Annotated in this window: 12 protein-coding genes; 2 read left to right on the forward strand and 10 right to left on the reverse strand. The window is 54.5% G+C overall.

All coding sequences use genetic code 11. The features are described 5' to 3' along the window. The first annotated feature begins 25 nt into the window (after positions 1-25). The gene (locus ACM6IP_RS13835; protein ID WP_414861675.1) at positions 26-850 is read left to right on the forward strand and encodes an alpha/beta fold hydrolase; all 825 of its coding nucleotides are present in this window, start codon (positions 26-28) and stop codon (positions 848-850) included. A gap of 1,639 nt (positions 851-2,489) precedes the next feature. Here the strand turns inward: ACM6IP_RS13835 and ACM6IP_RS13840 are convergent. The 10 genes from ACM6IP_RS13840 to ACM6IP_RS13885 form a co-directional block, all read right to left on the reverse strand. Further along, entirely contained in the window at positions 2,490-3,449 is a 960-nt protein-coding gene (locus ACM6IP_RS13840; RefSeq protein ID WP_414861676.1) for a reverse transcriptase domain-containing protein, read from the reverse strand. Beyond that, a complete protein-coding gene (locus ACM6IP_RS13845) occupies positions 3,442-3,969 on the reverse strand; it encodes a fimbrial protein (protein WP_414861677.1) in 528 nt (175 codons plus the stop codon). Before ACM6IP_RS13845 ends, ACM6IP_RS13840 begins: the two co-directional genes overlap by 8 nt. Continuing rightward, a complete protein-coding gene (locus tag ACM6IP_RS13850) occupies positions 3,966-4,433 on the reverse strand; it encodes a fimbrial protein (RefSeq protein WP_414861678.1) in 468 nt (155 codons plus the stop codon). Before ACM6IP_RS13850 ends, ACM6IP_RS13845 begins: the two co-directional genes overlap by 4 nt. A 32-nt stretch (positions 4,434-4,465) precedes the next feature. Beyond that, a complete protein-coding gene (locus ACM6IP_RS13855) occupies positions 4,466-4,936 on the reverse strand; it encodes a fimbrial protein (protein WP_414861679.1) in 471 nt (156 codons plus the stop codon). A 26-nt stretch (positions 4,937-4,962) separates the two neighbouring features. Further along, a complete protein-coding gene (locus ACM6IP_RS13860) occupies positions 4,963-5,490 on the reverse strand; it encodes a fimbrial protein (RefSeq protein ID WP_414861680.1) in 528 nt (175 codons plus the stop codon). Continuing rightward, positions 5,483-5,776, reverse strand: a complete 294-nt coding sequence (locus ACM6IP_RS13865) for a hypothetical protein (protein WP_414861681.1) — start codon at positions 5,774-5,776, stop codon at positions 5,483-5,485. The genes ACM6IP_RS13860 and ACM6IP_RS13865 overlap by 8 nt, the downstream gene beginning before the upstream one ends. Positions 5,777-5,818: 42 nt before the next feature. Continuing rightward, a complete protein-coding gene (locus tag ACM6IP_RS13870) occupies positions 5,819-6,571 on the reverse strand; it encodes a fimbria/pilus periplasmic chaperone (protein WP_414861700.1) in 753 nt (250 codons plus the stop codon). 110 nt (positions 6,572-6,681) lie between these two features. Further along, a complete protein-coding gene (locus tag ACM6IP_RS13875) occupies positions 6,682-9,237 on the reverse strand; it encodes an outer membrane usher protein (RefSeq protein WP_414861682.1) in 2,556 nt (851 codons plus the stop codon). A 548-nt stretch (positions 9,238-9,785) separates the two neighbouring features. Continuing rightward, positions 9,786-10,337, reverse strand: a complete 552-nt coding sequence (locus ACM6IP_RS13880; protein WP_414861683.1) for a fimbrial protein — start codon at positions 10,335-10,337, stop codon at positions 9,786-9,788. Positions 10,338-10,507: 170 nt separating this feature from the next. Continuing rightward, positions 10,508-11,134, reverse strand: a complete 627-nt coding sequence (locus tag ACM6IP_RS13885) for a response regulator (protein ID WP_414861684.1) — start codon at positions 11,132-11,134, stop codon at positions 10,508-10,510. Positions 11,135-11,339: 205 nt separating this feature from the next. On the opposite strand from ACM6IP_RS13885, the gene ACM6IP_RS13890 reads away from it, so the two are divergent. After that, a complete protein-coding gene (locus tag ACM6IP_RS13890) occupies positions 11,340-12,566 on the forward strand; it encodes an EAL domain-containing protein (protein WP_414861685.1) in 1,227 nt (408 codons plus the stop codon). Positions 12,567-12,569: the final 3 nt, after the last annotated feature.

The following is a 12,569-nucleotide window of genomic DNA, read 5'->3' on the forward strand; positions in this document are numbered from 1 at the left end:
TGAGCATTCATTGGAGACGATCGACATGGCTACTCTCACGACTCGCGAAGGCAACACCCTGTACTACAAGGACTGGGGCAGTGGGCAACCGGTAGTTTTCAGCCATGGCTGGCCGCTCTCCAGTGACAGCTGGGAATCACAGATGCTGCACTTTGCCGACAATGGCTTTCGCGCCATCGCCCACGATCGACGTGGGCACGGACGCTCCAGCCAGCCGTGGGACGGCAATGACATGGATCACTACGCCGACGACCTCGCCGAACTGATCGAACAGCTGGACCTGAACAACGTGATTCTCTTCGGCTTCTCCACCGGCGGCGGTGAAGTCGCCCGCTATATCGGCCGGCACGGCACTCAACGACTGGCCAAGGCCGGGCTGATTTCAGCGGTGCCGCCGCTGATGCTGAAAACCGAGACCAACCCCAAGGGCCTGCCAATCGAAGTCTTTGACGGCATCCGTGCCGGCTCCATCGCCGACCGCTCGCAACTCTACAAGGACGTTGCCGGCGGCCCATTCTTCGGCTTCAACCGCCCCGGCGCCACACCGTCCCAGGGGCTGATCGACACATTCTGGATGCAAGGCATGATGGGCGGCCATAAAAACACCCTCGACAGCATCAAGGCCTTCTCGGAAACCGACTTTCGCCAGGACCTGAAGAAATTCGACATCCCTACCCTGATCATCCATGGCGACGACGACCAGATCGTGCCGATCCAGGCCGCGGGGCTTGAGAGCAAACGCTTGATCGAACACGCCGAACTGATCGTCTACCCAGGGGCTCCCCATGGGCTGACGGATACGCATAAAGCGCAGGTGAATGCGGATATGTTGCGATTTGCCCAGCGTTAAGCGTCAAGCCTTTAGCTACCAGCGAAAACAAAAAAAACCGCGCTTCGTGGACCGAAGCGCGGTTTTTTTAACTTCCAGCTTGTGGCTTGAAGCGTGTTGCTGCCTTACATACGTTGTAAACACCTCTTCATTGCCGTGCGAATAACAACTATAAAGAAAACGTTTAATTTCAGTTGATTGAAATCTTCAACAACTAAAACACCCAATAAAAGGTAATTATTTTGTAAAGTTTTTATTGAGCCAAGACTTCAAAGGTTACAAACATGCTTTTATATTTTTAAGGCACTTAAAAGCCTCCGTCAGTCTTTTCTTGTTTTGTGCCTAGCCCAACAAATCGATGTTCGTTGGCTACAACGAGCAGACGGCGGTCGATACCACTAAGAGCGATTCAGATGAGCCGCGCGCATAATCTAAGGAACCGACATCATCAAACCTTTAAATCACGACCACTCTGGGTTTGTGGGCAAACGAAAATCAGATATTCCCCTCCTGTAGCGTTTGTTCTCCAAGGATGTTCCTGAGAGTTGGATAAAGATAGAAGCGCTAGGGCTAACTTCGCCGCAAGTTCTCGGTGGCCACGGTTGGGCGGATGTCAAGGCTGTCCTAGCCGAGCGGGGCATGTCGAGTAGTTCGGAGCCTCGCCAACTCGTAGGCGTCGGTGTCTCCCCCATACACCCCAATAGATCGCAATGCCGTATGGGCGGTTTGTGACCTGTGGATCTACAAAATGTCAAGGCGTAGCACAGAAGATCCCCGATATGTACCCGCGGTGGTTGGAGACTTGATTAGCTCCCCTTCTATTTCCACGAGGGGGGCGGTCCCGCTTACGTCTAGGACGTCCCTGCCGTTTTTTCCGAATAACAGTCGCACCTCGCCCTCCCCCCCTATGTTGACCAGCCCCCCCTCAGTTAGGGTTAGGCGGAGTGTCGCAGGCGAGTCACATTGAATGTTCAAGTTCGTTGACGCTTTCGCACGTTCACCAACACGTCCGCGGATCGTAAGTTGTGCGTCGGAGGTAGTGCACGAGGTCGGTATTGGTGTCGCGATGAGGTTGGCCTGAAGGACCCATCCATAGTAATTATTGTATGGGGGTTCACCACAAGAGAGGGAGGCGGAGGTGGGAGGACTTGGCATATAGGTTCTGATCCCGCGCCCTACTATTTGTTGGAACACTTGCATCGCCTGGTCTGCGGTCGAGCAATTCCCACCGGTTGGCATCAGGCCATGCAGACAGTCCGGGGGGGTGGGGGACTCAGATGTGCACCGCCCGGACCAGGCGGTGAAGAGCATCCGTAGCTCGGGTCCGTAGATGTGGTACCCGATCCAGGCCCGCCGAATCTCGTTGGGGCTGATTTGCGCGGACGTGATCTCCCATCCGTATTCGTAGGGCGATTGTTGTTTCACCGCCTTCACATGCATCTGGGCGGACTGGACCGGGGGTGTTGTGATCACCAGGGCGAGGGCGAGGAGGAGAAACTTGTGTGGCCGTTGCATGTTGGTACCTCTCTGGGGTCTTTCGACAGGCCCCGTGGGTCTCATGGGTGGAGTCCGAGAGCCTCGTCGGCGGGCTGGTCTCATGTCCGCGAGTCAGCCCACACGGACCATGCGGCTTGGGCCGAGCGGATGAGAGAAGGATCGATCATCCCAACATCTGCATTGCCCATATGTTCCACCGTGTCAAATACGCTTGCACCCGCGCGTCGGCGTCTGTCGCTGACAGTCCCCTCCGTCGGGCTTGCTCGTAAAGCCGCAACCGTTGTGCACGATGGTTTTCTAACGCGCGAGGCGCAATGGAGGTCCCCGTGGGGGTGAACCATACGCCCAGCCAGTCAAATCCATGTTCTATCCTTCCCAGTTGGGTTTTGTCCGGATGCGTTTCAAAACCACCCTGGTTAAAAAACTCATGCAGGTGTTTTACACAGCGTCGCAGTTGCCAACGCGTGCGGGTTAGCAGCACAAAATCGTCCATATAGCGCGCATAAAAGATGCCCCTCACGGCAGCAAAATGGCCATCCACGTGGTACAGCAGCGCAGCCCCCATGAGCGGACTGAGCGCACAACCCCGACATATCCCTTTCTCAGGCGTAAAAATATCCCCGCCGTCCTCGACGCTGTAATACAGATACTGCTCGACAAGGTCAGTAAGCGCTGGATCATCAACGTGCTGGCGCACAAGACTCAGCAATTGCTCCTTGCGGATATGACGGTAATAACCGCGAATATCCGTGCGATAGACGAATGGAAAGTCCCCCGAGGCTAGTGCCCGCCAAACTTCATTCACCGACTGCCTTCCCCCGCCCCGCCCTTTGATATGGGCGCAGCGTTCATGCATCGGCAACCGATTTTCCACCTGCAGTGCAACCCATTTCAGCACCAGGGCGTCTTGTGCGCACCACTGTACCCAACTGCGGTCATGGCCCCGATATACCTGCATCGGTTGCAGGCGATAATTACCGCCACGCACTTGCCGATACAACGCCTCACCTTGTTGTGGCCAATGGAAACGCAGGTGCCAAACATCCGCATTTGGAGGAGCATGTCGGCGTCGTTTGCCCAGCCAGACATACGCCACCAACCAGTCACTCTCGGCCTTACTCATATTCCAGGCTAAAGGTGGCGATAGCACTGAAAGGTCCACGCTCGATGCTCTTGCTGGCTATCGCCTGCGGTTCGCCCTGCACAAAGGCCAACATCGTCAGGGTGTTGCTGCCGTTGACCAGCCGGAAGCCTTCACCGGGCTTATTCAGCGGCAGTTTCTGGCCGGCGAGGGTTTCCATTCCGATAGCAATACCGTTGGCCTGGCTGCCACCCGCAACCGCCAGTAACCCGTCCAGATTTGGGTTTTCAATACCGCTGAAGGCCACCTTCACGGTTTTACCCAGACTCGCGTCGCATTCCGTCAGGCGAATGTCAAACGTCTGGCCGCGAGTTCGCTGGTTGGTATACAGGTACTTGTCTGTCACCGTGCCAAAGTCCAGTGTCACGCTCTCGCTTCCAGGCGCAATCACACAAGGTTCTGCCACCAAGGCGCCGTGTAGCCGAACATTCTCGGCCTGCGCCGTCTGGTTAAGCATCAACACCAGCGGCAGTGCATAGAGATGCCTCTTGCTCCGGCTCATTGGTACACCGCCCGCAGGGTCGCCGTGGCCTCGAATGGTCCCTCTACCAAGACTGCGCCCGCCCGTTTGACTGGTACGGCGTACAGCTTCGGCGGACTGGTCTGACTGATGGGAATCGGCTTGTTCAACTCAAAAGGAACGCCGTTTTGCTGGATCTGGATCGCCAAATCATTCACGTTGCTGGTCACTGCCGCAGGATCGTAATCCGCCGGTATACCCATGATTTCCAGCGTCATGTCGCTGGCAATGGAACTCGGATCGCAGGTGATTTCGTAATTCATCACTTGCTTGTAGTTCACGCCATCCACTTTTTTCACGCCTACCCGAGTACCAAAATTCACATCCACCTTGCCGTCTTGGTTGATGGTGCACGGCGGTGACTCAATCAACGTGCCGCGCAACCTCACGTTATCTGTCTCCCAGTCGGCGGCGCTCAAGATGCCACTGACCAGAAAAAGCAACATGCCTGCATACCGTTTCGACACCTTAGACCCGGTCACCGGTACTCCACCCTCATGGTCGCGATCGAAGAGAAGACACCGCCACTCAGCGTGGCGCCGTTACGTTTGACCGGCACTGCGTAAAGTTTCGGCCAGTTCGGGTAGGTGAATTCCTTGGAGCTGTTAATAGGTAGTCGAGTGTCATCATTTAATATTGCAATGCCGAAGTCAGTGATATTGGTGAGCAACACCTTACTGTCAAACGCGGCGCCCGAGCCTTCTATCCGGATACTCATCGCAGTGGGGGCTCCCGCCGGGCATTGCACGGAGTACGGAACTTGCATTTTTTTATAGGTGCCGTCCACCAGGGTGGTCTGCACGTCGCTGCCGAAGTCAACGACAATAATGTTATTGCTACTCACCTTGCACGGTATTGACTCAATCAGGGTGCCGCGGAATCTCAGGTTATCAACCTCCCAATCTGCTGCACTCAAGATGCCACTCACCAGAAACAGCAGCATGCCCATATAAAATTTCGTCACGTTATACCTGTTCACTGGTATTCCACCCTAATGGTCGCTATCGCAGAGAAGACACCACCACTCAGCGTGGCACCGTTACGTTTGACCGGCACCGCGTAAAGTTTCGGCCAGTTCGGATAGGTGAATTCCTTCGAGCTGTTGATAGGCAGCCGAGTACCACCATTCAATATTGCAATGCCAAAATTGCTGATATTGGTCCCCAACACATTGCGATCAAACGCGGCCCCCGTTCCTTCTATCCGGATACCCATCGCCTTGCCCCCCCCCGCCGGGCACTGCAGTGAGTAAGGCACTTGCATCACTTTATAGCTGCCGTCTACCAGGGTGGTCTGCACATCGCTGCCGAAGTCGACTATCACAATGCCATTGTTGTTAACCGTGCACGGCGGCGCCGTGAGGATCACCGTCACATCGATGGTGCTGGATGAGGACGCCATGACCGACTGAACTGCAGCTACCAGCGCAACCAAAGCAACGCACAAGGCACGGCGCACATACCGGTGTACAGTTTCATTGGCCACACTGCTCACGTTACTCATAGTCAGTTCGCAAACACGGTTGGGCTGAACAGGCCTGCGCCAATCGGTTGCGACCCATATCTCCCTGCCCCATAGCCCATTGCGTCGAGGGCATTTCCAGCCGACAGGCACTTCCCGTGAACGCGTCATGCACACGCAACACACCCTTAACAATGTCCACATAGGCGTTATCTTCAGCTGGGGCAACCGGCTGTAGCGGTGCCACTCGCACCACCGCCGGCTTTACCCACAGGGATTGCCACTCGTGGAGAGACAAAGCGGTGTCGGCTTTTTTTCGCTGTTGCATGTTTGGCTCCTTCATTGCTTCATGACACCCCAGCACCGGTCATCAATTTGGCTTGACGGGCTTGGCCTTGCAGTCCTCACCCATGCAGGTGAACTGCAGTTGCGGGCGACCGCCATAGTCATTGACATAGGTCAGTACCGGAGTCGGGCCCAGCACGGAAACGCTCAGGTTCAGCGTTTCGTTACTCTTTGGCGCCAACATGATCGGTTCGAACCCCTCCGCGCCGGTGCTGCCGGGTTTGCTGTCAGCGTCGACTATCGTCACGTAATACGGCGTCGGGTTATTCACCTGGTATTTGTCACCCTGCTTCTTCAGCGTCAGTTGTTCCTGCCAGGGCACCATCCCCATGGTTGCGCCCAGGGCTTTGGGCCGATAAAACAGCTTGATGCGTGTCTGCAATGCCAACTGCAACGTGTTGGGTTTATCGCTCTTGGGCGGGATTTCACGCAGGTTGAAATAGAACAGCGTCTCGCGGTCCTGCACTAACAGATTGGCGGCCGGCATGGCCTGTACCTTGATCTGGCTTTTGGCCCCAGGCTCCAGGCGCTGCAGAGGCGGAAGTGCGGTCAAGGGGCTGGTGATCTTATTGCCCTGCTCATCTTCCACCCAGCCTTGCGCCAGATAAGGAAGCGTTTTGTTTTCATTGCTGATACTGAGGCTGATGGACTTGTCTCCACCGTTAAGCACCGCCCGGGTCCGATCCAGCGACACGGCAGCTTGCACCTGTTGCAGGCCCAGCATGCTCAACAGCAGGCCGCCAACCACGCTCAAGAGAGGATTACTCTGTATGTTCATCTTTAGTTGCCCACCGTTTGCGTCACTGTAAAAAAAAAGAAAATCCGCCAAAAGGAACGTCACGCTAGCCTGCCGAACATGCGGCAGGTGTCTTGCAGTACGGCGCCCACTCAGCTTTTTATTGGCGAATCGCTGGCAGATATCCGTGTGCAAGGCAATACCAGATCTGCCATGTCGCCCTCGGAAATCTGGGCTGGCATCTGCAGCGCACACTGCGCTTCACCATTCCAATACACGCTCATTTCCCCACCGGGTTGAATGCCGCTGAGGTAGACGCTGCCATCGTCGCTCACAAGGCCCACTTTCTGGCCCTTGGAGTTTTTCACCGTGGCACCAAAAGGTGCGGTGGAACCATCGCTCAGCTGGATGACCACCATTGCTTTCTCACCGGCCACTACCTCAAACCGGCGATAGCCAATAGCCCCTTCAGTCAGAGTGGCTTGTGTCACCGAGCGCGCCACTTCGGCGTTTTCCGGCAATTTGTTAAGGTCAATGCTGACCTGGTTGCGGTGATAACTGTTGACGTCGGTGACCACGGCTTTACCAAATCGGTTAGTGCGAACGGAGGCGCCATACCCCGAGATCGGAATGTCTGCGACGCCATCGGTGTCGACCAGGATTCGAGTACCGCCAATCATGTTCGAGCGGTGCAACGCGGCCCCCTTCGCGGACGCGGTAGCCCCGCCCTGCAGCGACATACCGACCGACGCATAACGGCCCTCCTGATAGCTGCTATTGGCATTGACCCGGGCCAGAGTGCCGTCATGGCTGTAGAAGCCACTGGCGGTGGAACCGTTACTGTTTCTGCCGCCATTAAGCTGATAACTGTCGCCATTTTCGAGACGATCGTAGTAGCCCACCTGATGACTGTTTGCATCACGATCGTAGCTGCCGCTGTAGCTGACAGAACTGTTACCTCCACCCAGTGGTATTGAGAGCGAGAGGTACATGCCGTCATCATTGGAACCGTTGTACTTGTTGCGGTACGCCGTCATCGACAGGTTTAGTGCCCTGAACTGACCAAAGCTGAAGTTCTTGGACAAGGTAAAGGTGTATCGATCGTTGGCCTTGGTATTCCAATAAGTCTGGTGATCATAGTTGAGGTAGGTACTCAACCCGCTGTCGCGAAAGTTCTGCCTGAAACTGACGTTATATAGCTCTTTGCTGTTTTCATTACGTGTGCCAAAGTTACGGGCATCCAGATAATCGGTCATGGACATGTAGTCTTCCTCCGAGAAACGATACCCGGCAAAGGTCACTTGACTGTCGTACTTGTCGAAGTTCTTCGAATAGCGCAGCCGATAAGAGGCGCCGCTCAATGTGTTTTGCTCCGTTTGAGGCAGTCGGGCCCGCGACTGGGTAATGTCAAACGACAATGCCCCAAATGTCATCAAGTCACGTCCCATGCCTAAAGCCAGGGCTTTGTAATCACCGCCGTCTACACCTCCTCCGTAAAGCGACCACCCATTACTCACCCCCCACGAAGCCTCTCCAGCGATGAACAGTTGCCCTTCGGTACTATGGCTGAAGTCTGAGGGTTGGCCGCTACTGACCTTGTAACGCACGGCGCCTGGCCTTGTCAGGTAAGGAACACTGGCGGTTTCGACAGTGAACGACTGTACGCTGCCGTCTTGCTCCTCTATCCGCACATCCAATTGCCCAGAAACGGCATCATTAATGTCTTGAATACGAAACGGCCCCGAGGCAACTTGAGTTTCATATAAAACCCGGCCCTGCTGGCTGATCACCACTTTAGCGTTGGTACGAGCAACGCCTGCAACTTCCGGGGCATAACCGCGCAGGTTAGGCGGCAACATGCTGTCATCGGTGATCAGGCTGACACCGGTAAAACGAAAGCTGTCAAAAATATCGGAATACAGGAAGTTCTCACCCAGCGAAACCTGCGCCCCGAGGGCTGGAATAGCCTTGTATGCGTAGTAACGGCTCCAGTCCCAGCTATTGCTCGAGCCCTGGCCATTGCTCCGATGATCCAGCCGCGTTTGCCAGTCGGCACGCAAGCGCCAAGCGCCCATGTTGGCGCCCACCGTGCCATTGCCGCTCAGGCCGTAGGAGGTACCACCACCATGCTCCTCGCGCTGGCTTTGGCCGTTCATGTAATAGTCGACGAACAGGCCGGGGATTCCTTCGTCCCAACGCGAGGGCGGATCCCAGCTGTCTATGGCGTATTCCAGATAGGCCTGCGGTACGCTCACTATGAGGCTGGAAGTTGCTAGTTCAGCACGTGCTGTCGCCCCTGGAAGACTTTCAAGCAGCAGGCATTGTCCCTGATGCCACCACATGAGTTTTTTAGTGATCTGCGGCTTCAAACCGAACTGATCGACCAGCGTCGGACTGAGACACGCCACACTGTCGCTGGCATCCTGCTCTGAGGGGTAAAAAACCACAGACTGCTCAGGCTGTTCCTGCCTGTTAATACGCACAAGCATCGTGTAATCGCCCGGCATAATATACGCGCCACGGGAAAACTGGCTCAAATCAATATTCTCGCGATCTTTAACATCTAGAACATCAGTATTGAACTGTATTTCTTCCGCGACCGCATAAAACCCGACACCGCTAAATGCGCAGACTATAAAAGTGCCAAGTACGCGCGAGCAAAAAGGTAACAGCGTCCAGTTTGGCGCCCTCATACTTAACTTATCCAATTAAATTTTTGTTCGCGCCGCACACACGCCAACTATTTTCAAAAAAAATAGTTGTGCCTGGCCACACTCCACCGCAGACCAAAAGGCCCAAAACGAACACAAAACACCCTGGCCGACGACGAGCTGCCCGTCAGCACCAGACCATGGGCCGTTCAAGCACCACTGACCTTGACCAAGCCTATAACTGCGAAATGCTTCCCGAAGCTGTAACAATTTGGCCACTGCGTGCCAACTGCAGCACATAAACATGTGCATACACATAAATTCTGTGAAGCTCTATTTCTATCCGACTATCAAATATCATCTTTAAGAAGACACCTGTCTATTTAACATTCGAACACCCAACGTTGATTTACGATCACCATTCATAATAGAAATAACTCAACGCGCGCATTCTCACTGCCGAGCAGTTAATCAGCTCACAGAATGCAAATATCGGACTATCACTTATCAGCACAACCCTAGAAGGCCGCAAGCGATCAGACGACTAATCCTAAAACAGATAAAAATGCATGTGGAAAGACTTCCCACATGCATAAACCATCTATTTAGTTGTAGGACAGCATGAAGTTAGCCACGCTGCTGAACTCACCAGGAATGATTGTGTCTGCAGCGCCACCGTTACCTTTGAGATAAGCACTGAACGCCAGAGTTGCGTTAGTAGCACCTACGCTAACGAGTTGGCCGGCTGTCGCGGTCCCCAGAACAATCTGCGCACCGTTACCATCAGTAATTGCAATGCCAGCACCGCTAGCATCGCCGGTGATACCTAGCAACCCACCTGAACCGGCCGGACCATCGAACGTTGTCTTGACCGTTTTAGCGGTCGTCAGGCTGCACTTTTCCAGGCGGATTTCAAAAGGTTTCGGCTCAGAGTTACCGCTGCTTGCCAGAGACACGTTAGATATCGAACCCAACTCAACGGTTTGATCGGCAGAGTTCGGATCAATAGAACAAGGAGCGTCAATAACAGCGCCGGTAAAGGTAATTTTACCGTGGCCCTGATCAACATTCTGGACGGGGTCTTCATCTTCAGCCTGTACGCCACAGGCAACACCTAACATCAACGCAGTAACGATAGCCAGTTTTGCGAATTTCATTTTACATTCCTAAGTTGGTGTTCTGTCCTATCGGGAGCTCAGTGAAGCTCTCGAAGCTCAGATATCGCGTAATCATCGAGCCAGGGCCAGCATACGAGTTAGGAATGTCGAAGTACGTAGGACGTTACCGAAGACCGGCTAGGAAATTTCCTACATGATTTCAGGCACGATCAGACAGTCAGCGAATTGCGCTTGGCGAACTCAGCCAGATCCACCAACGAAGCAACACCGATCTTTTGCAATAGACGGGTCTTATAGGTGCTGATGGTCTTATTGCTAAGGAATAACTTTTCGCTAATCTGCTTATTTGAAAAGCCATGGGCCAGGTACTGCAATACCGTCAATTCCCGATCCGTCAACGATTGAATTTGCTTGAGTTCGGTCAGTTGATCTGCCGAACTGACACTGTCCGAGGCCAGCGAAGGAAAAAAAGTATAACCAGCGTCTACGGCTTTAATAGCAGTGATCAGCTTGTCCAGACCTTCTTCTTTATTGATAAAACCGCGGGCACCCAACTGGATACAACGTCGGCATACCGAGTCTGCCGGCTGTGAGGTCAGGATCAAAATCTCAGTGCGAACATTCAGGGCCTTGATGCGGGTAATCACACTAAAGCCATCGAGTTTTGGAATACCAATGTCGAGCACCACCACCTGCGGGGTCAGCTCACGCACCAACCGAACAGCATCAAGGCCATTGCTCGCCTCACCCACCACGCGCATGCCGTTTTTTTCCAGCAGAACGCTTACCGCAAGTAAAATCACCGGGTGATCGTCAACAATGAGAACGCTATGCATGGTGTCTTTAACCTCTTGAACGCACTTGCTACTGAACGGTACAGCTTGAAGCGGTCAAGGCTAACACTATTAGCCAAGTCGAGCGGAGCGTAAGACTTCACGAAGCATAGCTTCGGAAATTTCCCAGGCCATGTCGGACATTTCCCATTTAGGTGCCAAAAAACCACTCCCACACTGACCTCCCTCCTTTAGGTGTAGATGAGCGATGCAAACCTTGACAGTTTTGGTGCTGGAGGATGAGCCCTTCCAGCGACTGGTCACTGTGACCGCGCTCGAAAAGCTGATGCTCGGGACGGTTCTGCAAGCAGCCGACGGCAATGAGGCCGTCTTGGCCCTGGCGGGCTGCGCGCATGTGGATATTCTTTTGTGCGACCTGAAAATGGCCGGCATGGATGGCCTGGCCTTCCTGCGCCATGCCACCAGCAGCGGCAAAGTGCGTGCCGTTGTGCTGTGCAGCGGACTGGACCCCATCTTGCGTCAGGCCACTGTGTTGATGATCCACTGCCTTGGCCTGACCTTTCTCGGTGATTTGGGCAAACCGTTCAACATTGACGGGTTCAAACAACTGGTCAAGCGGTACAGGACACACTGCAACGCCGCGCCACGATCGCTGTTACCGGCTGAAATGCCAACATTGAACGACGTGCTGCAAGGCTTGGACAACGGCGCGTTCGAGGCCTACTACCAACCCAAAATCAACCTGCAAGGGCAAACGCTGGTCGGTGCCGAAGTCCTCGCACGCTGGGTGCACCCGCAGTGGGGAGTCCTGGCCCCTGCACACTTTTTACCCGTGATGGAGCAGCACAACCTGATCGACAGAATGTTCTGGCATCTGTTTGAACAAGGGCTGGCTCTGCACCGGCGTCTGGCCGCGCAGGGCTTGACGATCAACCTTGCGTTCAACCTGCACCCGTCTCAGCTGGCTTGCAGTGCTTTGACTGAACGCATTCCGGTGATGCTCAAGCGCGCGCAAGTGCCTGCGACCTGCGTGATCTTTGAGATCACCGAGTCGGGCCTGCTCAGCGCACCGGCCAGTAGCCTTGAGAATCTGGTGCGACTGCGCATTCTCGGTTGCGGTCTGGCGATGGATGATTTTGGCGCCGGTTACTCCTCATTGGATCGACTCAGCGAATTGCCATTCAGCGAGATCAAACTGGATCGGGCGTTTGTCCACAAAATGCAAAGCCACCCCAGAAGTGATGCGATCATCAGTTGTTCGGTGGCACTGGCGCAGGCGCTGAACATCTCGTTAGTCATCGAGGGGGTAGAAACCGCCGAACAACAACGCCGCCTGATCGAGCTGGGCTGCACGATTGCCCAAGGCTACCTGTTCGCCCGGCCCATGCCGGAAAGCCATTTTATCGACTACTGTAGGACCAAGCTGGTCTCAAGAGTAGGACCGAAGACTAAAGGCAATGGCTTTGAACTATAATCG

It is taken from the genome of Pseudomonas sp. IT-P176, from assembly GCF_949767245.1.
Taxonomy (GTDB): Bacteria; Pseudomonadota; Gammaproteobacteria; order Pseudomonadales; family Pseudomonadaceae; genus Aquipseudomonas.

Coding starts and splice junctions, on each gene's coding strand:
- ACM6IP_RS13835 (WP_414861675.1), top strand. CDS start 26: ATGGCTACTCTCACGACTCGCGAAGGCAACACCCTGTACTACAAGGAC.
- ACM6IP_RS13840 (WP_414861676.1), bottom strand. CDS start 3,449: ATGAGTAAGGCCGAGAGTGACTGGTTGGTGGCGTATGTCTGGCTGGGC.
- ACM6IP_RS13845 (WP_414861677.1), bottom strand. CDS start 3,969: ATGAGCCGGAGCAAGAGGCATCTCTATGCACTGCCGCTGGTGTTGATG.
- ACM6IP_RS13850 (WP_414861678.1), bottom strand. CDS start 4,433: ATGTTGCTTTTTCTGGTCAGTGGCATCTTGAGCGCCGCCGACTGGGAG.
- ACM6IP_RS13855 (WP_414861679.1), bottom strand. CDS start 4,936: ATGGGCATGCTGCTGTTTCTGGTGAGTGGCATCTTGAGTGCAGCAGAT.
- ACM6IP_RS13860 (WP_414861680.1), bottom strand. CDS start 5,490: ATGAGTAACGTGAGCAGTGTGGCCAATGAAACTGTACACCGGTATGTG.
- ACM6IP_RS13865 (WP_414861681.1), bottom strand. CDS start 5,776: ATGCAACAGCGAAAAAAAGCCGACACCGCTTTGTCTCTCCACGAGTGG.
- ACM6IP_RS13870 (WP_414861700.1), bottom strand. CDS start 6,571: ATGAACATACAGAGTAATCCTCTCTTGAGCGTGGTTGGCGGCCTGCTG.
- ACM6IP_RS13880 (WP_414861683.1), bottom strand. CDS start 10,337: ATGAAATTCGCAAAACTGGCTATCGTTACTGCGTTGATGTTAGGTGTT.
- ACM6IP_RS13885 (WP_414861684.1), bottom strand. CDS start 11,134: ATGCATAGCGTTCTCATTGTTGACGATCACCCGGTGATTTTACTTGCG.
- ACM6IP_RS13890 (WP_414861685.1), top strand. CDS start 11,340: ATGCAAACCTTGACAGTTTTGGTGCTGGAGGATGAGCCCTTCCAGCGA.